20 protein-coding genes, 1 tRNA gene and 1 pseudogene are annotated in these 21,922 nt (G+C 37.4%); 7 read left to right on the forward strand and 15 right to left on the reverse strand.

Annotated features, from left to right (window positions below; genetic code table 11):
- Nucleotides 1-207: transposase (locus C8D70_RS08320; RefSeq protein WP_146212867.1), on the forward strand; the 207-nt coding region annotated here is incomplete at its 5' end.
- Nucleotides 208-286: 79 nt separating this feature from the next.
- Here C8D70_RS08320 and C8D70_RS08325 read toward each other — a convergent pair.
- The 7 genes and pseudogenes from C8D70_RS08325 to thrA all read right to left on the reverse strand — a co-directional run bounded on the left by C8D70_RS08325 (nucleotide 287) and on the right by thrA (nucleotide 7,435).
- A tRNA-Cys gene (locus tag C8D70_RS08325) sits at nucleotides 287-357 on the reverse strand.
- Nucleotides 358-415: 58 nt separating this feature from the next.
- Nucleotides 416-856 (reverse strand): annotated as a pseudogene (locus C8D70_RS08330) (RDD family protein); the annotation flags it as partial.
- Between the two features lie 101 nt (nucleotides 857-957).
- Nucleotides 958-2,322 (reverse strand): DUF4403 family protein, encoded by a 1,365-nt coding sequence (locus C8D70_RS08335; protein ID WP_110367019.1) that lies wholly within the window; start codon nucleotides 2,320-2,322, stop codon nucleotides 958-960.
- Between the two features lie 35 nt (nucleotides 2,323-2,357).
- Nucleotides 2,358-2,726 (reverse strand): dihydroneopterin aldolase, encoded by a 369-nt coding sequence (gene folB / locus C8D70_RS08340; protein ID WP_076595834.1) that lies wholly within the window; start codon nucleotides 2,724-2,726, stop codon nucleotides 2,358-2,360.
- A 4-nt stretch (nucleotides 2,727-2,730) separates the two neighbouring features.
- Nucleotides 2,731-4,035 carry a threonine synthase gene (gene thrC / locus C8D70_RS08345; RefSeq protein WP_110367020.1) on the reverse strand — a complete coding sequence of 435 codons (1,305 nt, stop codon included), beginning with the start codon at nucleotides 4,033-4,035 and terminating at the stop codon, nucleotides 2,731-2,733.
- Between the two features lie 21 nt (nucleotides 4,036-4,056).
- The gene (locus tag C8D70_RS08350; protein ID WP_076595836.1) at nucleotides 4,057-4,977 is read right to left on the reverse strand and encodes a homoserine kinase; all 921 of its coding nucleotides are present in this window, start codon (nucleotides 4,975-4,977) and stop codon (nucleotides 4,057-4,059) included.
- 10 nt (nucleotides 4,978-4,987) lie between these two features.
- The gene (gene thrA, locus C8D70_RS08355) at nucleotides 4,988-7,435 is read right to left on the reverse strand and encodes a bifunctional aspartate kinase/homoserine dehydrogenase I (protein ID WP_110367021.1); all 2,448 of its coding nucleotides are present in this window, start codon (nucleotides 7,433-7,435) and stop codon (nucleotides 4,988-4,990) included.
- A gap of 59 nt (nucleotides 7,436-7,494) precedes the next feature.
- Between thrA and C8D70_RS21185 the strand changes: the two genes are divergently transcribed.
- From C8D70_RS21185 to C8D70_RS20660, 4 genes are all read left to right on the forward strand, one after another.
- On the forward strand, nucleotides 7,495-7,623 hold the full coding sequence (locus C8D70_RS21185; protein WP_262484563.1) for a hypothetical protein: 129 nt from the start codon (nucleotides 7,495-7,497) through the stop codon (nucleotides 7,621-7,623).
- A 146-nt stretch (nucleotides 7,624-7,769) separates the two neighbouring features.
- Entirely contained in the window at nucleotides 7,770-7,964 is a 195-nt protein-coding gene (locus C8D70_RS08360) for a bacteriocin-like protein (RefSeq protein WP_076595838.1), read from the forward strand.
- Between the two features lie 269 nt (nucleotides 7,965-8,233).
- A complete protein-coding gene (locus tag C8D70_RS21190) occupies nucleotides 8,234-8,359 on the forward strand; it encodes a bacteriocin-like protein (protein ID WP_262484564.1) in 126 nt (41 codons plus the stop codon).
- Nucleotides 8,360-8,443: 84 nt separating this feature from the next.
- Nucleotides 8,444-8,647 carry a bacteriocin-like protein gene (locus tag C8D70_RS20660; RefSeq protein WP_076595839.1) on the forward strand — a complete coding sequence of 68 codons (204 nt, stop codon included), beginning with the start codon at nucleotides 8,444-8,446 and terminating at the stop codon, nucleotides 8,645-8,647.
- Between the two features lie 170 nt (nucleotides 8,648-8,817).
- On the opposite strand, the gene nadA is transcribed toward C8D70_RS20660, so the two are convergent.
- From nadA to C8D70_RS08375, 3 genes are all read right to left on the reverse strand, one after another.
- Nucleotides 8,818-9,837, reverse strand: coding sequence for a quinolinate synthase NadA (gene nadA / locus C8D70_RS08365; protein ID WP_034694934.1), 1,020 nt, complete (start codon nucleotides 9,835-9,837; stop codon nucleotides 8,818-8,820).
- A 104-nt stretch (nucleotides 9,838-9,941) separates the two neighbouring features.
- Nucleotides 9,942-10,505: a guanylate kinase gene (gmk, locus tag C8D70_RS08370; RefSeq protein WP_110367022.1), complete on the reverse strand. Its 564-nt coding sequence runs from the start codon at nucleotides 10,503-10,505 to the stop codon at nucleotides 9,942-9,944.
- 81 nt (nucleotides 10,506-10,586) lie between these two features.
- Entirely contained in the window at nucleotides 10,587-11,444 is an 858-nt protein-coding gene (locus C8D70_RS08375) for a YicC/YloC family endoribonuclease (RefSeq protein ID WP_076595841.1), read from the reverse strand.
- A 160-nt stretch (nucleotides 11,445-11,604) separates the two neighbouring features.
- Here C8D70_RS08375 and miaA point away from each other — a divergent pair, with 160 nt between their 5' ends.
- A complete protein-coding gene (gene miaA / locus C8D70_RS08380) occupies nucleotides 11,605-12,525 on the forward strand; it encodes a tRNA (adenosine(37)-N6)-dimethylallyltransferase MiaA (RefSeq protein ID WP_110367023.1) in 921 nt (306 codons plus the stop codon).
- A 258-nt stretch (nucleotides 12,526-12,783) separates the two neighbouring features.
- On the opposite strand, the gene C8D70_RS08385 is transcribed toward miaA, so the two are convergent.
- The 4 genes from C8D70_RS08385 to C8D70_RS08400 form a co-directional block, all read right to left on the reverse strand.
- Nucleotides 12,784-14,196, reverse strand: coding sequence for an efflux transporter outer membrane subunit (locus C8D70_RS08385; protein WP_110367024.1), 1,413 nt, complete (start codon nucleotides 14,194-14,196; stop codon nucleotides 12,784-12,786).
- Between the two features lie 170 nt (nucleotides 14,197-14,366).
- Nucleotides 14,367-17,549 (reverse strand): efflux RND transporter permease subunit, encoded by a 3,183-nt coding sequence (locus C8D70_RS08390; protein WP_110367025.1) that lies wholly within the window; start codon nucleotides 17,547-17,549, stop codon nucleotides 14,367-14,369.
- Nucleotides 17,550-17,589: 40 nt separating this feature from the next.
- Nucleotides 17,590-18,750, reverse strand: a complete 1,161-nt coding sequence (locus C8D70_RS08395; RefSeq protein WP_110367026.1) for an efflux RND transporter periplasmic adaptor subunit — start codon at nucleotides 18,748-18,750, stop codon at nucleotides 17,590-17,592.
- Nucleotides 18,751-19,113: 363 nt separating this feature from the next.
- Entirely contained in the window at nucleotides 19,114-19,710 is a 597-nt protein-coding gene (locus tag C8D70_RS08400; protein ID WP_076595846.1) for a TetR/AcrR family transcriptional regulator, read from the reverse strand.
- Between the two features lie 318 nt (nucleotides 19,711-20,028).
- Here C8D70_RS08400 and C8D70_RS08405 point away from each other — a divergent pair, with 318 nt between their 5' ends.
- On the forward strand, nucleotides 20,029-20,583 hold the full coding sequence (locus C8D70_RS08405) for a thioredoxin family protein (protein WP_034694944.1): 555 nt from the start codon (nucleotides 20,029-20,031) through the stop codon (nucleotides 20,581-20,583).
- Nucleotides 20,584-20,961: 378 nt separating this feature from the next.
- Here C8D70_RS08405 and C8D70_RS08410 read toward each other — a convergent pair whose 3' ends face one another.
- Nucleotides 20,962-21,867, reverse strand: coding sequence for an AraC family transcriptional regulator (locus tag C8D70_RS08410; protein WP_076595847.1), 906 nt, complete (start codon nucleotides 21,865-21,867; stop codon nucleotides 20,962-20,964).
- Nucleotides 21,868-21,922 lie beyond the last annotated feature (55 nt).

Consider the following 21,922-nt stretch of genomic DNA (forward strand, 5'->3'; position numbering starts at 1 on the left):
TCTACCTTAAGAAAAACAATAATGAATCATTACAGGGATATTTTAAACTATTTTCATCAAAGAAGCACCAATGCTGCTGCTGAATCCTTCAATGCCAAAATAAAAAACTTCAGAATGCAGCTCAGAGGTGTAAAAGACAGAACTTTCTTCCTATTCAGGTTGACTAAACTTTTTGCCGAGCCCCCAACTTTTGCGCTTGATCCATAATATCATTGAAAAAAAAATTTCAGGACGTGACGAGACATAAAAACAAAAAAACCTCTAAATAACATAGAGGTTTTTTCTGAGGTACCTAGCGGATTCGAACCGCTGTAGATGGTGTTGCAGACCACTGCCTAGCCGCTCGGCCAAAGTACCATTTTTACCATTTTTGAGGTGTGCAAATATAGTAAAATTTCTTTATGAACAAAAGTTTTTAAGCAATTTCTTTCTTTCCAAGATCCTCAATTTCGCTTTTTGCTTGAATTTCAGCCTGATAATTTTTCATGTTAATTACCCTTGTTTCACTCCATTTGTCATGCCAGCCATTTATACCAAGAAATGATATCCCATCAAAAGGAACAATTCGGGAAAGACTTCTGTAAATAATTTGCTGGGTGGTTGGTTTTGTACCATCTGTACTGATTACTTGGGTTCCTGTAATATACTTTGCAACTGTTCTTCCATCTAAATGGTTTTCCATCAAAAAATAATAAAGACAATAATTGAAATTTCCAATAAAGAACTGCCATAATATATTTCCATTACTATATAAGTAGAAAAACTCAATTGAAGTTACTTCGTAAAGAAAATTAGCGAGAATAGAAAGAAGGTAATTAATAACAGATAGTATTATAAAATCGAGAAAATAATTGGCAAGTCTAACCCATTATGAGGCTTTATTATATTCAACAACATTTAGAATTCTTTTCATATGTAAAATTATTAGTTTTTTAGTTTAGTTTTAAGTTTGAAATTTTAGAATCCATTGACGAGCAGCTTTAATGAGGCGTTCGTATCAATAACGGCAGTGATTCCCGTATTGCTGAGTAAAATTTTACTAGGTTTAAGATTGAAAACTTTTCCGCTCATCTTTAATCCTTTATAATATTCTTTGTTAAAGGCTTCTTCAATGCTTTTTCTTGAAGTTTCCTCCAGTTCCTGAGTGGGAATACCATATTCTTCTTCAATCATTTTTACGATTTTCCCCTGAAATAGGAGAGAAGCGGTTTTCTGCAGAATATTGGTAGTTTTCAGCTTGAATTTCGTTTCTGACAGAACAATTTTTCTTTTTATTTCATCATACACCGGAATCCCTGAAATAATGGATGTCCCTTTTATATAACCATCAGTCTGCGCTTCAATAACCACTCTGTCATCAACACCGTACACTCTGATATCGGTTACTTTTACTTTAGAATCCCGCACATCAAACTCCTTATTCAGGAAAGTTTTTCTCGCCATACTGCTTGCTTCAGTAAAAGGAATATTGGCTGTGGTCTGCAAAATAAACTTATCAGCAACTGCAGGAGTTGTATTAAAGTTGGCAACACTGGTTACCGGGGAAGAGGCGGCAGGTTTATTCCCTGTAAAAGTTTCAGAAAAGATATCCACACCAAGGGTAGCATTGATCTTGTTTCCATAGAACTTTAAAGGAGTGATATTAACCCCTACAGGACTTACTTTCAGCCAGGTATTATATTCTTCAGAAATATTGAAGGGCTGAAGAAAAGTATTCCAGGCCATCAAGGCATACTGCTGGAAATTCAGCTGTGCAGCCATCTGCTGATCAATTGTTTTACAGAATTTTTCCTGTTGTTCTTTTAAACTTTTTTCGACAAGAGAGGTAATAGGAATCTGTATTCTTCCATAATCAAGTACAGGTTTAGTTACCCATCTGAAGCCGTTCGGCCGCGTGTTTGTAATAATGGTCCAGTTATTTTTGAAAGTAACGGTAGTATTGAAAGACATTACGGTTTCGAAGGTGGTATTCTGATACGTATAAACTCCTAAAGTACCGATTCCTTTTTCTGCCCATATTTTTAAAGGAACTTCAATCAGCAGATTCTGGCTGATTCCTCCTACAAGGCGGATAGGTCTCGTTTTCCAAACTTTTACTTTAAATTGATCATTATTATTATCAGTATAAGAGTCATCCTGATATACCAGATCTTTCACGGAAGTATTGATCATATTGCTCAGCTCCGAAAGGGGAATGGTCACCGGCATCGTAATACTGGACTTAATCTTCGGAAAGTTGTAGGCTGCAAGTTGATTATCAACATTGGTCTGGCCAAAAGTACTGATCCCTGCGACTAAAAATAATATTGTAACGAATTTCAATTTGTATGTTTTTTTAATGAACGAAAATAAGAATTTTAATTTTCCGGTTTAAAGCTCTTTTCCAACTCAATACTTGCACCTTTCATTTCTCCCTGCATCGGCGGAGCTGTTTTGGTGATTTTTAATTTAATATAATCGATCTGAGGAAAACTGTTGTGAATTTTTGTAATCATTCTTCCCGCTGCATGTTCCAGTAATCTGGACTTTATTTTCATTTCGCTGTGGAGGATATCATTGATATCTGCATAACTTATAGTGTCATGTAAATCATCAGATTCTGCTGCTTTCCACAGATCAGTATGAAGTTCTATGTTCAGAATATAATAGGTACCGATGATATTTTCTTCAGGAAGTACACCGTGGTATGCATATATTCTTACATCTTCAAGATATATTTTGCTCATTGCTTCAGATTTTATGAAGCAAAAATCGTCTTAATTCTTCAAAATCTGAATTTATTTCTACAGTTTTTTTCTCCTTTTTCATGAGCCCCTTCAACGATTCAGGAATTTCAATCTGACCATGAATGGCTTTTTCCACAGCATCGGGGAATTTTACAGGATGGGCAGTCCCCAGAATAAATCCTTTCTGTTCAGGATTTTCTTTCAGATATTTTTCCATTGCAGCAAATGCTACAGCACTGTGAGGTTCCAGAATATATCCGTGTTTCTCGTAGACTTCCATGATGGTGTTTATGGTCTGTTCATCATCAACGGAATAAGCTGAAATTTTATTTTTTACGATTTCAAACTGATGCCCGAAAAGCTCCAGAATTCGTACAAAATTACTCGGATCTCCTACATCCATGGCATTGGATAAGGTAGCAATTGCTTTTTGTGGCTGGTATTTCTGAGTTATAAAATAATCAGGAATTACATGATTGGAGTTACAGGCGGCAATAAAATGATTGGCAGGCAAACCTCTGACATGAGCCAGAAGCCCGGCACAGATATTTCCGAAGTTTCCGCTGGGTACACAGATTACGGGCTGTTCTTTGTGTTCCTGCATCCATTGTTTTAAGGCAATTAAATAGTAAATTTGCTGAGGAAGCCATCTTGCAACGTTGATAGAATTGGCAGAGGTTAAAAATAACTGACTGTTGACTTCTTCATCTGAAAAAGCCTGTTTAACAAGATTCTGACAATCATCAAAACTTCCGTTTACTTCCAATGCTGAAATATTTTCGCCCAACGCGGTCAGTTGTTTTTCCTGAACCGGACTGACTCTGTTTTTAGGATAAAGAATGACCACATTGATTTGTGGAATTTTATAAAATCCGTGGGCAACAGCTCCTCCCGTATCTCCTGAAGTAGCGACAAGAACAGTGACTTTTTTATTCCGGTCTTTCAAAAAATAGGAAAGACAGCGGCTCATGAATCTTGCCCCGATATCTTTAAAAGCCAGGGTAGGACCATGAAACAGCTCTAATATGGATATGTGCTTATTGATTTTGACTAAAGGAATCTCAAAACTTACAGTTTCTGCAACAATTTCCTTAAGTATTTCTGATGGAATTTCATCTCCTGCAAAGTCTTTCATACATCTGTACGCAATTTCCTCATTGGAATACTGATGAAGATTTTGAATGAATTCTTCGTCAAAATGGGGAATGTTTTCAGGGAAAAATAATCCTTTTTCTTTTCCCTGACCTTTTATTGTCGCCTCTCTGAAATCAATTTTTTCCAGATGGTCTTTTAAATTATAATATTTCATTTCTGTTTTTTATGAGTAAGCTTATTCAACGATTTGGATACCAGCCGGGTTTATTTTTGAAATGTAGACAAAACTTTTTATTTCAATTTCATTATACACTGATTCCATCATCTGAGCGATTTTCTCTGCTGTTTCTTTTTGTTCAGACAGCATAAAAATAGAAGGCCCTGAACCGGAAATTCCGCCTCCCAAAGCTCCCAATTGCAAGCCTTTCATCTTGATATCATTAAATTTCGGAATCAGAATACTGCGGACAGGTTCTATAATGACATCCTTGAGGCTTCTTCCAATCAATGAAAAATCATTTTTCTGAATTCCTGCTATCAGCCCGGCTATGTTTCCCCATTGTTCCACGGCACTTTTTAAAGTAATATTTTTCTTTAAAATCTGTCTGGCATCCGAAGTTTTGACTTCTACCTGCGGATGTACTGCCGTCACAAATAAATCAGGGCTGTTAAGTGGAATAATATCAATCGGGTTGGTAGACTTTACCAGCGTAATTCCACCATAGATGCATGGCGCGATATTGTCTGCATGGCGTACCCCGGAAGCCAGTTCTTCTCCAAACATGGCAAAATGAGCCATTTCTTCCTTTGATAACTTGTTTCCTAATAATACATTGGCTCCGAAGGCGGCTCCGGCGGCACTTGCCGCACTGGAGCCGAGCCCGCTTCCGGGCTTTATATGTTTATGGATAATGACCTCAAAGCCGTTTTTCAGATTAAAGTGTTCCTGAATTTTTAAGAGAACAATTCCGGCAACATTTCCGGAAGGTTCTTCAGGTAGCCCGAAAGAGTCTGTATGTCTTATAATAATATCAGGAGTCTCCAATAGTCTTAACTCCATTTCATCATATGGATCATGAACTGCCATTCCTAAAATATCAAATCCGCAAACCAGGTTGGCAACAGTAGCGGGTACTTTTAATTTTACTTTTTTCATAATTGTATTTTTATATAGAACGGATAATATCTGCAAAAACTCCGCTTGCCGTTACATCAGCTCCGGCACCGGCACCTTTTACAACTAAAGGCTGTTCGGAATATCTCAGAGTTTTAAAAATGACAATATTGTCTTTGCCATATAGATGAAACAGATCGCTGTCCGGAGCAATATGCTGTAAACTTACTTTTGCTTTTCCATTTTCAAATTCTGCTACGTATTTTAATATTTTGCCTTCTTTTTTAGCATTGTTCAATAAGCTTTTAAAATGTTCTTCATATACTGAAAGTTTCTCATAAAAACTCTCAACGCTTCCCTCCATGCATTCTTCAGGCAGAAAACCTATATTTTCAATATCTTCAAACTGGAGCGGATATCCTGCCTCTCTGGCCAGAATTAAAATTTTTCTTGCTACATCTGTTCCGGACAGGTCAAGTCTTGGATCCGGCTCTGTGTATCCTTCTTTCTGAGCCTGGGCTACAACTTCAGAAAAAGTTCTGCTTCCGTCATATTCATTAAATACAAAATTCAGTGTTCCACTCAATACAGCTTTAATGGATTGAATTTGGTCTCCGCTTTTGATGAGGTCATTAATGGTTCCTATTACCGGAAGTCCTGCTCCTACGTTGGTTTCAAAATAGAAATTGCAGCTGTGGTTTCTTGCTGTGTTTTTTAAGGTTTTATAGCTTTTAAAATCTGAAGATGCTGCAATTTTATTACAAGCTACTATGTTTACACTTCTTTTTAATAAACTTTCATACACTTCAGGAACGTCAGAACTTGCTGTTACATCAATGAAAACAGAATTTCTAAGGTTTCTGCGGATAATTTCATCAGCAAATTCCCTTGCAGAAGCTTTTTCACCCAGTTGATTCCAGTTAAGATAATTTTCCTGTGGTATTCCCTGATCAGAAAACATCATATGACGGCTGTTGGAAATTCCGGCAATTCTGAGATTGATCAAAAAGTTTTCTTTTAAATAATCATTTTGGTTATAAATCTGTTGAATCAGTTTTGAACCTACATTTCCTGTTCCACAGATATAAAGATGGATTTGCTTTATTTCAGATTCAAAGAATTCTTCATGAAGTACATTCACTGCTTTTTTACTGTCTTTTTCTGAAATAACGATACTGATATTTCTTTCTGAAGATCCCTGCGCAATTGCTCTTATATTGATCCCGTTATTTCCAAGACATCCGAACATTTTTGCGCTCACACCGCTTCTGCTTTTCATGCTTTCTCCTACAAGCGCTACAATGGAAAGTCCTGTTTCAATTTTCACAGCATATACCCTTTTTAGATTGATATCATCAGCAAAAGAAAAATTGATCGCGTGTTCAGCACGTAAAGCTTCTTTTTCTTCAATAGCAATGGTGATAGAATGCTCTGAAGATCCTTGGGTAATAAGAATGACATTTATTTTTTCCTGACTTAAACACTGGAAAAGTTTTGCAGAAATTCCAGGAATCCCTACCATTCCGCTGCCTTCCAGTGTAAGCAGGGCAATACTGTTCATATTGGAAATTCCTACTGCAATCTGTTTTTCATCGTCTGAAGATTTCAGTTGATGAGAGATTAAAGTTCCCTGTGCATCAGGATCAAAGGTATTTTTGATGATCAGGTCAATATTTTTTATCATTACAGGCTGAATGGAAGGCGGATAAAGTACTTTTGCTCCAAAATGTGACAGTTCCATCGCTTCATGATAAGATATTTCTGAAATAGGTTTAGCATTGGAAACCAGACGCGGATCGGCTGTCATCATTCCGCTTACATCAGTCCAGATCTGGAGTTCTTCTGCATGAACAGCTGCTGCAATGATAGATGCCGTATAATCTGATCCGCCTCTCCCTAATGTTGTGGCGTTATTTTTCTCGTCATTCGCAATAAAACCTGGTCCTACGGTAATGCGGTTCTGATTTTCACTCAGAAAACGGGCAACATTATGATCGGTGTATTTGAAATCTACTTTTGCATGGGTAAAATTACTGTCTGTTCTGATCAGTTCTGCAGAGTTCATCCAAACGCAGTCCAATCCTTCATGCCGTAATCTTGCAGCTATAATTTTTGAGGACAGAAATTCTCCGTAAGAAGCAATTTTATCTTTAATTCTATTGGTAAGTTCACCAAGAACAGCAATTCCGTTGCACAGCTCTTCGATATCGTTAAAATGTTTTTTTACAAAGCTTAGCCATGAACTTTGTTCCGCAATTGGGAAAAGTTCTTTGACCAGACTGATATGTTTTTCTTCAAGATTCTGAACAATCTGAATATAGTTTTCATCCTTTACAGAAGCATGCTCTGCTGCTTTAATCAATTGATCTGTTACTCCGTGAAGAGCTGATACAATGACAATAACTTTGCCTTTTAAAGATTCACTTTTTACGATTTTTTCCACCAGTAATATATTCTGAGAATGGGCGACTGATGTTCCGCCGAATTTTAAAACTTTCATCAAGTATTTTTTTGAAATTGGGTAAATAGAATTAACTACTCTTTAAAAAAAGAGCACAGGTGACGGGAATAATATGTGAAAATCTACCCCGTTATGGGGTAATTGTTGTAGTTGTGAATGAAGAAACAGAAGATATGCCTGAAATAGGTGATTTCAGGGCAGAAATATCAGATATGTTTCTTAAATAATTCATTGTAACGGAACAAATGTACGAATTATTTTGAAACAGCCAACTTTTTAACATAATAAAAACATATTTCCTTTTTTTGAGATATATTTGGTGTAATTGATTAAAAACCTTACATTTATAATATTAACTGATAATGCAATAATCATGAAAAATTTAAAGAAATTAAACCGCCGGCATCTGAAATCAATCAGTGGAGGAGATGTGAATAACTGTTTCGAGAACTGCCCTGCCGGACCTTACGGACCAGGCGAGCCAAGATCCTGTGCTGATTATCACGCTTTGCCGGAATGCTGTAAGGGTAGAGTGCTTGTGAGCTTTGAATGTTTTGATCTGTATTGATTTCAAAACTTTTAATGATGAGGTTGTTTAAACTTTATAATCATTATTTTAACCATAAAAGACACAAAAGTTTTTCAGAACTATGCCATATGCTTAATAAGTACACCTAAGTTTTGCGGTAATTTTTGATTTTACTCTTATGTGAACTTTTCTGCGGTATCCCATTAAACTTACTTAAGTGAACCCAAGTGTTTTAAAAATGAAGCCTTTTGTGACTTTTGTGGTTTTGTAAAGTGTAAAGAACTTTGATAACTTTAAAGTTAAATGCTATGAAAACAATTCAAAAATTATCAAGAGAAGACAAGAAAAATATCAATGGTGGTTTCACTGTTATTCAGATTGAAGCATGCGGAGGAGGGCATTTTGTTTGTTTCCGTGGAGGCAGAAATTGGTGATGCTGGCAAGCCGGGAGGAATGTGTTACGCACTTGTGCTGTAGCGTTGAATAAAAAGATAGAAATCAATTTAATTTAAAATACTATGAAAAATCTAAAGAAATTAAACAGAAAACAACTTCAAACTTTGCACGGAGCAGGCTCGTTAACATGTATAGGATGTCCTAAGAATACAACTTATGGAAATAATCCCGGTGATGCATCTTGCGAGGCTTTTAATATGCTTCCTGACCGTTGTAAAATGTGTGTTATTGTTGATATGTCGTGTATGAGCGGAGGAGTGTCTTAAAAATAGTATATCTGTTTTAATAACAATAAAAAAGAGGCTGTCTCAAAAGTCAAACAATCTGGCTTTTGTCATTCTGACGAAGGAAGAATCTCATTGATAAACAAACATATGAGATTCTTCATTACATTTCATTTCGTTCAGAATGACACTTTTGAGACAACCTCTTTAATTTATTTTATGCTTTTAGAGAGGTCAAGCATGGCTTCAATAGGTTTCAATGCTTTTAACCTTAATTCTTCATCAATAAGAATTTCAGGAAGTTCATATTTCATACATAAATACAATTTTTCCATTGTATTGCGTTTCATATAGAAACACTCCGAACAGTTACAGCTTTCATCAAAAACCAATGCAGGAATCAGTTCTTTATGAGGTGCGCGTTTTCTCATTTCGTGAAGAATGCCTTCTTCTGTTGCAATGATGAATTTCTGACAGTCATCTTTTTCCACATAGTTCAGCAGGGCGGAAGTGGAACCAATAAAGTGAGCCAGTTTCAAAACAGCTTCTTCGCTTTCAGGGTGTGCAATCAGTTTTGCATCCGGATTGTCTGCCAGCTGTTGAGCAATTCTTTCCATTGAAAATGCTTCATGTACTACACAGCTTCCGTCCCAAAGGATCATATCACGACCTGTTTTTTTAGATAAATATCTTCCCAGGTTTTTGTCCGGTGCAAAGATGATGGGTCTGTCTTTCGGAAGAGCTTCTATTACAGTTTCAGCATTTGAACTGGTTACGATGATATCACTTTCAGCTTTAGTTTCTGCGTTACAGTTGATGTAAGTGGCAATTAAAGCATTCGGGTGCTGCTCACGCATTTTTCTCAGTCCTTCTCCGGAACAACCGTCTGCCAGGGAGCACCCGGCCATGGTATCCGGCAGAACTACTTTTTTAGTTGGATTCAGAATTTTAGCGGCTTCCGCCATGAAATGCACTCCGCAGAATACAATCATGTCAGCATTGGTATCTTTTGCCTGTCTTGCCAGCTGTAAAGAATCTCCCAGGAAATCTGCGATATCCTGAATTTCTCCCGGTTGGTAATAATGGGCAAGAATTACAGCATTTTTTTCCTCTTTAAGTTTAAGAATGGCTTTCACCAATTCTTCCCCCTGAGGAATAGCAATATCTTTTATATCCAGAAATCCTCTGACAGGAATTGCAGATTTAGCTTTTTCTAATGTTTCGGTACTCATATTAACCTCAATTTTTTACGATCAGAAGCTAGAGGTTAGAAATCAGAAGTTAGATTTTGAGTGTAATATTTTACTCCCATCCTCCTTCTTCCATCTTCCAGCCATTAATTACTGATAAAACTTTTTATTAAACTTTCTATTTCTTTTTTAGCTGCATCAAGATCTTCATTAATAACGATCTTGTCAAATCCGCTGGCGTAGGTCATTTCTTCTTCTGCCTTTGCAACACGGGTTTTTATGGTTTCTGCATCATCTGTGTTTCTGGAAATCAATCTTCGTTCCAATTCTTCAATGGAAGGCGGTTCTATAAAAATCGACAGTGCTTTATCACCGAAATATTTTTTTAACGAAATTCCTCCTTTTACATCTACATCAAAAATAACTACTTTTCCCTGACTCCAGATTTTTTCTACTTCAGATTTTAAAGTACCGTAATATTTGTCCGTGTACACTTCTTCATATTCTACAAAAGCATCTTCGGAAATTTTCTTTCTAAACTCATCCGGTGTCAGAAAATGATAATCTACTGCATGTACTTCACTTCCTCTTGGCTGTCTTGTAGTACATGAGATTGAAAATTCCAGTTCAGGAAATGTTTCCAGTGAATGCTTTACCAGTGTAGTTTTTCCGCTACCTGATGGTGCTGAAAATATAATTACTTTATCCATTTTTTTGGTTTCGGGTTACGAGTTTCGAGTTTGGTGATCCATTCTTAGAACAACCACGCATCTCGTACCTCGCATCTGTCATTACAATACGTTTAACGTTTGTTCTTTAATTTTTTCAAGGTCATCTTTCATCATCACCACCAGTTTCTGGATTTCTGCATGATTGGCTTTAGAACCTAAAGTATTGATTTCTCTTCCGATTTCCTGAGAAATAAATCCCAGTTTTTTTCCGTTGAAAGACTCATTGTCCATTACTTCTTTATAATATTTCAGGTGCTGGGCAAGTCTTACCTTTTCTTCAGAAATATCAAGTTTTTCAGTGAAATAGGCCATCTCCTGATAGAAACGTGTTTCATCAACATTTTCAAATTCTTTCAAAGATTTCTGATAACGTTCTTTTACACTTACAATTCTTTCTTCTTCAAAAGGAATCACTTCTGCAAGATACTTGTCGATATTCTGAATATTCCTGTTTAATTCTTCATGCAGATTACTGCCTTCCGTTTTTCTGAATTCTTCAAATCTGTCTACGGCATTGTTGACAATCTTAGCCAAAGCTTCCCATTCGCCTTCCGTTAATTCGTCAGGTCTTGATGTAATGGCATCAGGAAGTCTTACTGCCATTTTAAGGTATTCGAAATTGGGACCGTCAGAAGCTATGTTTTTAAGTTCATTGATGTAAGAGTCAATTAAGTTTTTATTGATTTTTACATCATTGGACTCTTCAAGATTCTCAATATTAACGTAGCAGTCTACTTTTCCACGGATAATTCTATCATTAAGAATTTTTCTGATTTCAAATTCTTTTTCTTTATAACGTAAAGGAATTTTAATATTTAAATCAAAGCTCTTGCTGTTCAGAGATTTAATGTCTATAGTAATTTTCTTTCCTTCAAAAACATCTTCGGCTCTACCGAATCCGGTCATTGATAAAATCATAGTTTTTTATTGTTCTACAAAGATAAACATTTAAGTCTATAGTTTGGCTAATGTTAAATGGCTGGAAGATGAAGGCAGGAAGCAGGAAGATTGTTATAGATCTAATTTTAACTTCCATCCTCCAGCAAATTAAATAAACTCATTTTCGTAAATTAGCGCGGTGAAAAAGAAAAATTTAATTTCTGTAGTAGGACCTACCGGAATTGGTAAAACGAGATTGGCTATTGATTTGGCTCAGCATTTCAATACGGAGATTATTTCATGTGATTCCCGCCAGTTTTTTAAAGAAATGAAAATAGGAACGGCTGCTCCTTCGGAAGAAGAACTGGCCGGAGCAACTCATCATTTCATCGGAAATCTTTCAGTGGAAGACTATTATTCTATAGGACAGTACGAAGAAGATGCCCTTCAAAAACTTAATGAACTTTTTACAACTCATGATACTGCCATTCTTGTTGGCGGAAGTATGATGTATGAAAAAGCGGTGATAGAAGGTCTGCATGATCTGCCGGAGGCCAATGCTGAAAATCAGGATAAACTTCAGGCTATTATGGAGCAGGAGGGAATAGAAAAGCTTCAGGAAATTTTACAGGAACTCGATCCGGAATATTTCAATGTGGTAGATATTCACAATCACCGCAGGCTGTTGAGAGCCATTGATATTATTTGGCAAACAGATAAAAAATATTCAGAACATATTTCGGTTTCTCAGGATTCCAGAGATTTTAATGTCATCAGAATCGGAATTGAAGCTCCTAGAGAAGAACTTTATGACAGAATCAACCGCAGGGTGGATATGATGATGGATAACGGGTTGCTGGATGAGGTGAAAGGTCTTGAAAAATTCAAAGGGCTGACGGCTTTAAATACCGTAGGATATGCGGAACTTTTCAAATATTTTGACGGAGAGTGGGATCTTGATTTTGCGGTTTCAGAAATTAAAAAGAACAGCCGAAGATATGCAAAACGTCAGCTGACGTGGTACAGAAAGGCGGATGATATTCATTATTTACAGTTGGGATATTCTGACAAAGAATATGAAGATTTGCTGAAATGGATTGCGGAACAATTTCAGGAATAAATAATTTCACATTATTAAGTAGCTCTGGAAGCCTTGAAAATATAGATTCCTACGGAATGACATAGTGTGCGGAGAAACTAAGCGCTTAGTTGTCATGCTGACGAAGGAAGAATTTCATCGATTGTTTTTAAAGATTCTTCATTCCACTTTGTTCCATTCAGAATGACAGTACAGATAATAATTAATCAGGGGCTTTTAATATTAAAAAAATGCGGCTCCAAAAAGAACCGCATCTTAAAACAAATATAATTTAATTTACTACTTCCAACCGCCGCCCAGCGCTCTGTATAAATCTACAATGCTGCTTAATCTCTGTCTTTTAATGGAAGCCAGATTCAGCTCTGCCTGCAGGGAATTTCCCTGTGCTGTAATCACTTCCAGGTAATTGGCTGAACCTCCTTTGTAAAGAAGTTGTGCACTTTTAATTCCGTCTTTTAACGTGGTAGATTGTTCCGTGGCTTTCTGTTCCTGAACTTTTAAGTTTTCATTGGAAACCAAAGCATCAGAAATTTCTCCCACAGCATTCAATACCGACTGACGGAATGCCAACACATTTTTCTCTCTTTGAATTTTTGTTACTTCAAGATCTGTTTTCAACTGTCTTTTCTGGAAAATGGGCTGGGTAATTCCTCCTAAAACTGATCCGAATAACGAAGCCGGAATCTGGAACCAGTTGTCAAATTTGAATGAATTTACTCCTCCGTTGGCTGTAATTTTCAATGCCGGATACATATTAGCCTGAGCAATTCCTACCATCGCATTAGACTCTAATAAAACCAATTCCTGCTGGCGCACATCCGGTCTGCGGCTTACCATAGCTGCCGGAAGTCCTGCAGAAATATTCTGAGGTAAAGAAGTATCAGACATTTCAATAGTTCTGTTGATTTTATTAGGAACTTCTCCCACAAGAATGCTCAATGCATTTTCCTGGATAGCGATATTTTGCTCCAGCTGGGCAATCAAAAGTTCTGTTGCCTGTTTCTGTGCTGCTGCCTGCTGAACACCAAGAGAAGTATTATCACCGCTTTCCCACATTTTTTGTGTCATCAGTAAGGTTTTGCTGCTTAGTTCAAGATTGGATTTTGCGATAGCCAGTTGTTTATCAAGCATCAGCAGGTTATAATATCCCTGAGCAATCGCAGCCACTACCTGAGTCTGAACCGCTTTTGAACCTTCGTAGGTCTGAAGATACTGCATTCTTGAAACTTCCTGCTGGTTTTTGATTTTTCCCCAGATATCCGCTTCCCACGAAAGGTTGAAGGCCGCATTATAGTCTTCAACATGGCTTGAGCCTAAAAATAAATTTAAGCTTTGTCCGTTCATGCTGTTTTTAGAAGGTCTTGAAATCTGCCCGCTTACTCCGAAACCAACGTCCGGATATTGCATATATTTTGCCTGTTTCAGTTTTTCCTGTGAAGCAGCTACCTGTTTCAGGGCAATCTGAAGGTCATAATTATTTTTAATTCCTTTTTCAATCAATCCCTGTAAAATAGGATCACTGAAAAACTGTTTCCACTCCAGATTGGCTATGCTGGCAGTGTCTGCAGTGGCGGTGTACTGGAATTTTTCCGGAAGTGGAAGCTCAGGCTCCGTGTATGCCAGTTTAGACACACACGAAACAGAGCCGATGGCCAGCACAAATGTTAGAATAATATTTTTTACTCGTTTCATAGTTTTTAAACTTTTAATTGAATCCAAAACTTAGAGAGGTTTCTGTAGAGGCAAAAATTGTCTTTAGTAGGAGAAAATAATTAGCTTTTTTAAACCATTAAGATCAGGCAGGTAAATAGGTAAACCTATGATCTTAAAATTTTCTCTAAGTTTTTGTCATTCATTTTTTATTAGTGTGTAGCAGCTAAAAGTTCTTCCTCCATTTGTTTTTTCAGAAGTCTTTTCTTTTTTCTGCTTGGCATTTTTTCATGCAGATACTGGAATATGACATACATTACCGGAATGATAAAGATCCCGAAGATTACTCCTGTAAGCATTCCGCCTACGGTACTGTAACCGATGGAGTGGTTTCCTTTTGAAGAAGCACCTTGCGTCCATACCAGTGGAAGCATTCCAACGATAAAGGCAAAAGAGGTCATTAAGATTGGTCTTAAACGTAATCTTGATGCCTGAAGAGCAGATTCTATCAATGTTTTACCTGCTTTTCTTCTTTGTACGGCAAATTCCACAATCAGGATGGCATTCTTAGCCAATAGTCCCACAAGCATGATCAATCCAACCTGAACATAAATATTGTTATCAATTCCAGCTAATCCTGTGAAGGCAAATACTCCGAAAATCCCTGTTGGAATAGTAAGAATAATAGCAAACGGAAGGATGTAGCTTTCATATTGTGCTGCCAGTAAGAAGTAAACGAATAGGATACTTAAGAAGAAAATAAAAGCAGTCTGTCCGCTTGTTTTAATTTCTTCACGGGTAATCCCTGTCCATTCATATCCATATCCTCTTGGCAGTGATTGCTGAGCCACTTCTTCTACCGCTTTGATGGCATCTCCGGTACTGTACCCAGGTTTTGGAGTTCCGTTAATCGTAACTGCATTGAAAAGGTTATTTCTTGTTACCGTCTCAGGACCGAAAGATCTTTTTAATGTCACCAATGTTTTTGCCGGCACCATTTCTCCTGATTTATTTTTTACATAAATTCCTTCCAGTGAATTAACATCTGTACGGTAAGGAATATCGGCCTGTGCCATTACTCTGTAATATTTTCCGAATCTGTTGAAATCCGATACAAAGCTGCTTCCGAAATAAATCTGCATCGTCTGCATCAGTTCTGTTACAGAAACACCCAGCTGATTGGCTTTATCTGTGTCTACATCAATGGTATACTGAGGATTTCCTGCTGCATAAGTTGTAAAGGCGAAAGCAATTTCAGGTCTTTTCATCAATTCACCAATGAATTGCTGAGTGGTTGTTCCCAACTGTTCAAAAGAACCGTTCGTTTTATCCTGAAGCATGAATTCAAATCCGGAAACATTACCGAAACCTTGTACCGTAGGGAAGTTGAAGAAGAATGCATTCGCATCTTTCACCTGGCTTACCTTACCTGTCAACGTTGCTGCAATCTGGTCAGGATCTTTCATGTCACCACGTTTGTCATAATCTTTAAGCTTAATGAAACCTGCAGAATAGGGTGAAGCGTTGGCATTACTGATGAAGTTCATCCCATCCGCTACCCAAAGGTGATTGGTTGCTTTTTCACCATTGATAATTTTATCAATTTGTGCCGTAGCTCTGTGTGTTCTTTCCAGTGAACTTCCCGGAGGAGTATTCACTGCATACAATACGAATCCCTGGTCTTCCGTAGGAATGAATCCTGACGGCGCTTTCTTGATTAAAAATACACTGGCTGCTGTAATGACAACAAGACCGCCTATCGCCACCCATTTGTTTTTGATTAAAAACTTAAGGCTGTAAATATATTTTCTGGTCATGCTGTTGAAGCTCGCATTGAAAGCATTGAAGAATCTTGCTCCAAAACCTTTTTTATGGCCGTGCTCCCCATGTTCTCCCTGAGGATCATTTAAGAACATCGCGCATAATGCCGGACTTAATGTTAATGCATTCACTGCTGAGATTAAAATCGCAATCGCTAATGTGAAGGCAAACTGTCTGTAGAAAACTCCTGCAGGTCCCTGCATGAACCCGACCGGAATAAACACGGCACACATTACCAGTGTAATGGAAATAATGGCTCCTGAAATTTCACTCATCGAGTGCATCGTAGCATGCTCTACAGGCATTCCTGTTTGTTCCATTTTGGAATGGACGGCTTCTACTACTACAATCGCATCATCCACCACAATACCGATGGCGAGCACCAATGCAAATAAGGTAAGCATATTGATACTGAAGCCAAATAGCTGAAGGAAGAAGAATGTTCCGATAATCGCAACGGGTACGGCAATAGCCGGAATTAAAGTAGATCTGAAATCCTGAAGGAAGATAAATACTACAATAAATACCAACACGAAAGCAATAACAAGCGTTTCCACAACCTGATGGATAGAAGCATCCAAAAAGTCTTTGGAATTATACATGATAATAGGCTTCACTCCTTTTGGAAGAGTGGTTTCCATTACTTTCACCTGCTTTTCAATTTCAGTCAGGATTTCATTGGCATTCGAACCTGCGGTTTGTAAGATAGCAAATCCGGCAACCGGTTTCCCGTCTACTCTGTTGGTCGCAGTATAGGTGTAAGAACCGAACTCTACTCGTGCAACATCTTTCAGTCTTAGAAAAGAGCCGTCACTGTTTGCTTTGATGGCAATATTCTCATAGTCTTCGCCCTTATTCAGTTTTCCTTTATATTTAAGGATATACTCGTAAGTTTCCTTACTTCCCTGTCCCAAACGACCCGGAGCAGCTTCAAGGTTATGGTCTTTAATGGCTCCCAAAACCTCCTGAGGAGAAAGATTGTTGGCTGCCAGACGATCCGGTTTCAGCCAGATTCTCATGGAATAATCCCTTGTTCCGAATACCTGAGCCTGTGCTACCCCGGGAATACGCTGTATCTGTGGAATAACATTAATTTTCAGGTAGTTTTGAAGGAATAATTCATCATATTGTTTTTCATCTTCACTGGTTAACCCCATGAACATGATCATACTGTTCTGAACTTTCTGGGTTGAAATTCCCGCCTGTACTACTTCCTGAGGAAGCTGGCTCATCGCTTTTGATACACGGTTCTGTACGTTTACTGCTGCATTGTCGGCATCTGCTCCCTGTTTGAAGTACACGCTAAGTGTCATGGTACCATCATTACTGGAGTTGGAAGTCATGTAGGTCATATTTTCAACCCCGTTCACTGCTTCTTCAATAGGAGTCGCAACTGAACGTGCTACAACTTCAGCATTGGCTCCAGGATAGAATGCCGTTACCTGAACGCTTGGTGGAGCGATATCCGGAAAGAGGGCAATCGGTAAATTAAAGAGAGACAAAGCTCCCAATAATAAAAGTATTATGGAGATGACCGTTGAAAGGACCGGTCTTTCTATAAATTGTTTTAACATAAGAAGTTTATTTTTTTAAGTCTTCTGTATTCGGAAAGGACTATAATGGTTTTGCTTTTAACAAGCTGTCAGAAGAAATATTTTTCGGCTTGATGGAAGCACCGTCTTTCAGGTTTCCAATTCCCGTGAATACAATTTTTTCTCCAGGCTTAAGCCCTTCAGAAATAAAATAATAGCTATCCGTTTTTCCTGAAATTTTAATAGGTCTCCCCATTACCTTCTGATCTTTACCCATTACATAAACATAGGTTTTATCCTGAATTTCGAATGTGGATTCCTGTGGAATAACCACAGCATTCGAGATCAGCTGTGGCATACGCACTCTTCCTGTGTTTCCGGTTCTTAAAGTTCCGTTGGCATTAGGAAAAACGGCACGTACACTGATGGCTCCGGTAGTTTTATCAAACTGTCCGTCCACAATACTTAGTCTTCCTTTTTCAGGGTAAGTACTGTTATCAGCAATGACAAGATCTACCATCGGCATATTTTTCAGCTTTTCTTCTAAGCTTGCTCCAGGGTATTTGTTTTGGAAAGCAATGAAATCAAGTTCACTTAAAGAGAAGTAGGCATAGATTTCACTGATATCAGATAATAATGTCAATGGATTTACATCTGTTCTTGAGATCAAACTTCCTTTTTTGTAAGGAATTCTTCCGATATAACCGCTTACAGGAGCTGTAATGGTGGTAAATCCTACGTTGATTCTCGCGCTTCCTACAGAGGCTCTGGCCTGAGCGGCTGCAGCAACCGCAGCTTCATAATTGGCTTTTGCTGTTTTAAGCTGTACATCAGAAACTACTTTTGCAGCAACCAGTGGCTGAAGTCGGTCTACTTCCACTCTTGCTTTTTGGATATTGGCATTGGCAGCCTGAAGATTGGCCTGAGCCATATTCATCTGTTCGCCGTAGCTTCTTGAATCTATTTTAAATAACGGTTGTCCTGCTCTTACATAAGCTCCTTCTTCTACATAGATTCTGTCCAGATATCCGTCTACCTGAGATCTGATTTCTACGTTGTTTTTCCCTTCCAGAGCAGTAGGGAATTCCTGATATGTAGTAGCGGGTGAAGTGATAACGGTATAAACCGGAAGTTCTGGAGCTGGAGGTGCGGCATTGGTTCCTTCTGCGGCTTTTGTGCAGCTCTGTAAAAGAATTATACTTGCAATAAGTACAATAAACCTTGTTTTTCCAGGTAATTTCATTGTTGGTTTAATTTTTTTAATGAAGTGTTAGAGGTAAGTAAAATGTTTTAATAAATGCTGTATTTTTTCCTAACAGTGTTAATAATTTGTTCAAAAAAAATACAGAATTTTTAATGTCCGATAAAGTCGATTGTTTCCATAATTGAAAATTGTTTTTAATGTATTGAAGTGTATAATGATGGTGTAAGGTGTGTTAATTTTACTAACAGTGTTAATTTATAGGCAAAAAATGACTAATTTTAACAACTGAAAACTATGAATGGCTTCATAAATGATTGAGTTTTTAATCAGGAGTAACAAGAATTATTTATATTAATTCAGTGTTAATTTTCCTAACGGTGTTAATTTTTAATTCAAAAAAAACTATAAAGACTTAATAAAAGCCGAAACAGTTTCGTCCAATGTAGTCTTATTCATTGTTGAAGGAATATCCGCTGTACGCATCATCATAATAGAGATCATACCGTGTACGGCAGAAAAAAGAGCGTGAGACATATGACAGGCATTGTCCGGATTAGATCCGTTTTTCTTAATAATCTCATAGGTGCATTCATAGATAAGCTCCTGAAATGATGAGAATTCCTTTTTCATCTGACCTTTTCCGCAGCACTGCATTCCAAGACCAAACATAAGCTGGTAATATTCCTTGTTTTTAAAAGCAAAGTTCCAGTACGCATCCACAATGGCAACAAGCTGCTCTTCCGGAGTATCGTGTTTTTGCTGAGCTTTTAATAGTTCTATATGTAACTTGTGAAAGCCATCTAAAGAAATTTCAAATAGAATAGCTTCTTTATTTTCAAAATAATCATATACAACGGGAGCGCTATACTCAATAGCATCTGCTATCTTACGCATAGAAAGCGATGCCCAGCCGTCAGTTTTAGCCAACGTAAAAGCAGCCTGCAAAATATTTGCACGGATGGATTCTTTTTCTCGTTGACGGCGTTCATGTAGACCCATGATTTTTATTTACTAACAGCGTTAGCAAAACTACAAACTTTTTACTATAACTTCCAAGGGATATTGTGAGTTTTATGAGTTCGCCTCCTATTGAAAGAGAAATTAAGCAAAGGCTGGAAGCTGGAAGAATGGGGCTGGAAGTTGATTTGGGGTAAAAAAATCCATTAATAGAATTTGACTATAACTATTTTTGGTGGTAAATATCTTCCTCCCTCCAGCTTCCAGCTTCCTTACTCTATTAAAAATAAAATGTCTGTTTCAGAACTCGGCTCAATTAATAAAAGAAATAATTATCTTTGCCGGTAAAGAAATAAAGATATGAATACTCCCTCAAATATGTTGGCATTAGGAACAAAAGCGCCGTTTTTTGAACTTCCTAACCCGTCAAAAACGAATGAACTTCAGTCTTTGGATGAGCTGAAAGGAGAAAAAGGTACTTTGGTGATCTTCATGTGCAACCACTGTCCGTTTGTTCTTCATGTGATCGATAAGATCAATGAATTATATGAAGATTATAACGAGCGCGGAATTGAATTCATCGCTATCAATGCTAATGATATTGAAAAATATCCGGCAGATTCTCCTGAAAAAATGATCGAATTCCAGATTGAAAGAAGATTTGATTTCCCTTATCTGTTTGATGAAAGTCAGGCTGTAGCAAAAGCTTATGATGCCGCTTGTACACCGGATTTTTATTTCTTTGATGATAAGCTTGATCTTGTATACAGAGGCCAGATGGATGACTCAAGACCGGGAAATAATAAAGATGTAACCGGAGAAGATCTGATTATTGCTTTTGAAAATCTTTTGGCTGGGGAAGCTCAGGAAGAAATTCAAAGACCAAGTATGGGATGCAATATTAAATGGAAATAATTGCTGGTTGCTGATTTATTGAGTTACTGGTTTTTACCCGATAATACAAAGCTGCTCTTTTGGAGTGGCTTTTTTGTTGATCGCAACATAGTTCACCTGTTATCCACACAGTTTGTCACTCCGTAGGAGTCTCGGCACAACTGATCTTTTTATTGTAAGTACCTGCGAAATTTTCAGAAGTAAGTTGGATTCCTACGGAATGACAAATACGAAAGCATTGTCTATTCATTCACTTTGTCACTCCGTAGGAGTCTAACCCTCATTTTTTATTGTAAGCCCTTACAAAATTTCTGTAACTAAACCTGGATTCCTACAGAATGTACAAACACAACGCTTAGTATAACCGCACGAATTGTTGATAAGAGTCCTGGCAAATTATCAAAAACTTACTTTAGCTTTAATCTCCTTTTCAGTCTTTATATCTATATTGACGTTGCTGTCAGAGTAATTCCTGATAAACTCAGAAGGAGTTTTCCCCGTATATTTTTTAAACATCCTGTTAAAATACGTCACATTATTAAAACCACATTGATAGCTGCATTCCGAAATAGATCTGTCCTGCGCCATCAGCAGGCATGCTTTATTAATTCTGTACCGGTTTACAAACTCTGTAAACGTAATCTGAGTGGCTTTTTTAAAGAAATTGCAGAACGCAGGCAAAGTAAGGTTGGCCAGTTTTGCAACGTTTTCAATATCGATTTCCTTGTCGTAATGATGTTCTACATAGGTGAAGATATTTTCAAGGCGGGTTTTATTTTTTGAAATAATGGTGTAGGGCATGATCTCTTTATTCAACAGATCATAATCTTCACACTTTGAAAGTTCAAAAAGAATTTCCAACAGTAACAAATATCTTTTGTAGCCTTCAGATTCAAGCATCAGCTTCAGTTTGGGAAGCATTACTTTTTTTACTTTATGATGAAAATGAATCCCATATTTAGAAAGTTCCAACAGATTTTTAATAGATCTGGCTTCTACTTCCTGCTGTGGAAACTGAAGGATTTCTTCTTTGAACTGAAGCACAATTTCCTCGTGAGGATCAATAGAATTCAGTCCAAATCCGGAGTGGGGAATATTGGAACCAATTAATACCAGATCTCCATTCGTATAATTACTTTTATGATAGCCTACATGGCGGGTTCCATTCCCGGAAATGACACATACCAGCTCAATTTCGGGATGATAATGGTATTCCCATTTGAATTCTGAAATGGGAGAGTTATTGTGAATGGTACGGAATGAACTCTTTTCATTAGGGATGACCCTTTCAAAAGTAACTTTCATTTAATTAATCATATTTAATTGCTAAAAATACTAAATATATTAATATAGTTCAAAT

It is taken from the genome of Chryseobacterium sp. CBTAP 102 (genome assembly GCF_003201365.1).
GTDB classification, from domain to species: Bacteria; Bacteroidota; Bacteroidia; order Flavobacteriales; family Weeksellaceae; genus Chryseobacterium; species Chryseobacterium candidae.

Bases quoted from the DNA above. Each gene is read 5' to 3' on its own strand.
- C8D70_RS08410 (WP_076595847.1), bottom strand. From the start codon at position 21,867: ATGAAAGTTACTTTTGAAAGGGTCATCCCTAATGAAAAGAGTTCATTC.
- C8D70_RS08385 (WP_110367024.1), bottom strand. From the start codon at position 14,196: ATGAAACGAGTAAAAAATATTATTCTAACATTTGTGCTGGCCATCGGC.
- C8D70_RS08360 (WP_076595838.1), top strand. From the start codon at position 7,770: ATGAAAAATTTAAAGAAATTAAACCGCCGGCATCTGAAATCAATCAGT.
- gmk (WP_110367022.1), bottom strand. From the start codon at position 10,505: ATGGATAAAGTAATTATATTTTCAGCACCATCAGGTAGCGGAAAAACT.
- nadA (WP_034694934.1), bottom strand. From the start codon at position 9,837: ATGAGTACCGAAACATTAGAAAAAGCTAAATCTGCAATTCCTGTCAGA.
- C8D70_RS08390 (WP_110367025.1), bottom strand. From the start codon at position 17,549: ATGTTAAAACAATTTATAGAAAGACCGGTCCTTTCAACGGTCATCTCC.
- thrA (WP_110367021.1), bottom strand. From the start codon at position 7,435: ATGAAAGTTTTAAAATTCGGCGGAACATCAGTCGCCCATTCTCAGAAT.
- C8D70_RS21190 (WP_262484564.1), top strand. From the start codon at position 8,234: ATGAAAACAATTCAAAAATTATCAAGAGAAGACAAGAAAAATATCAAT.
- C8D70_RS08350 (WP_076595836.1), bottom strand. From the start codon at position 4,977: ATGAAAAAAGTAAAATTAAAAGTACCCGCTACTGTTGCCAACCTGGTT.
- thrC (WP_110367020.1), bottom strand. From the start codon at position 4,035: ATGAAATATTATAATTTAAAAGACCATCTGGAAAAAATTGATTTCAGA.
- C8D70_RS08395 (WP_110367026.1), bottom strand. From the start codon at position 18,750: ATGAAATTACCTGGAAAAACAAGGTTTATTGTACTTATTGCAAGTATA.
- C8D70_RS08405 (WP_034694944.1), top strand. From the start codon at position 20,029: ATGAATACTCCCTCAAATATGTTGGCATTAGGAACAAAAGCGCCGTTT.
- folB (WP_076595834.1), bottom strand. From the start codon at position 2,726: ATGAGCAAAATATATCTTGAAGATGTAAGAATATATGCATACCACGGT.
- C8D70_RS08375 (WP_076595841.1), bottom strand. From the start codon at position 11,444: ATGATTTTATCAATGACCGGATTCGGTAGAGCCGAAGATGTTTTTGAA.
- C8D70_RS20660 (WP_076595839.1), top strand. From the start codon at position 8,444: ATGAAAAATCTAAAGAAATTAAACAGAAAACAACTTCAAACTTTGCAC.
- C8D70_RS08400 (WP_076595846.1), bottom strand. From the start codon at position 19,710: ATGGGTCTACATGAACGCCGTCAACGAGAAAAAGAATCCATCCGTGCA.